Origin of the sequence: Shewanella sp. 10N.286.52.C2 (genome assembly GCF_002874545.1) — a bacterium.
In the GTDB taxonomy this organism is placed as follows: domain Bacteria; phylum Pseudomonadota; class Gammaproteobacteria; order Enterobacterales; family Shewanellaceae; genus Shewanella.
The window spans coordinates 1-520 of record NZ_MCTV01000072.1 but is presented as its reverse complement, the minus strand read 5'-3'; the positions used below and the strand labels follow the sequence as shown (position 1 = coordinate 520).

The 520-nt window shown below is 41.3% G+C and carries 1 pseudogene; it reads left to right on the top strand.

Features of this window, described 5'->3' with window-relative positions:
* Nucleotides 1–520, top strand: a pseudogene (locus tag BCU94_RS18885) (transposase); the annotation flags it as partial.

Sequence of the window (520 nt, the reverse complement as noted above, 5' to 3'; positions counted from 1 at the left end):
GTAAGGCATTTTTGTGTGGGTTTGATAAGTCGACAGGCGAAAACTATGAACATCGCCGTGAGTGGGTAGATAACCGAATTATTGAATTATCGACGATTTTCGCGATTGATATCTGTGCTTATGCGGTGATGAGTAATCATTTACATGTGGTGCTTAAAGTCGATGTGGATAAAGCCAAAGAATGGTCTGATATAGATGTGCTTACCCAATGGCATAAAGGCTTTAAAGGCACCCTGTTGACGCATAAATTTGTTAAAGCTGAAGTCCTTAATGAGTTTGAATTAAAGACGGTTAATGATTGTATTGGGCTATATCGAGAACGTTTAACCGATATTAGTTGGTTTATGCGTTCCTTGAGTGAACCGATTGCTAGAATGGCCAATAAAGAAGACAAGTGTACAGGCCGTTTTTGGGAAGGGCGGTTTAAATCTCAAGCCTTGTTAGATGATGCGGCCGTACTCGCCTGTATGGCGTATGTTGATTTGAATCCAATTCGCGCACAAATGGCTGCAACACCTGA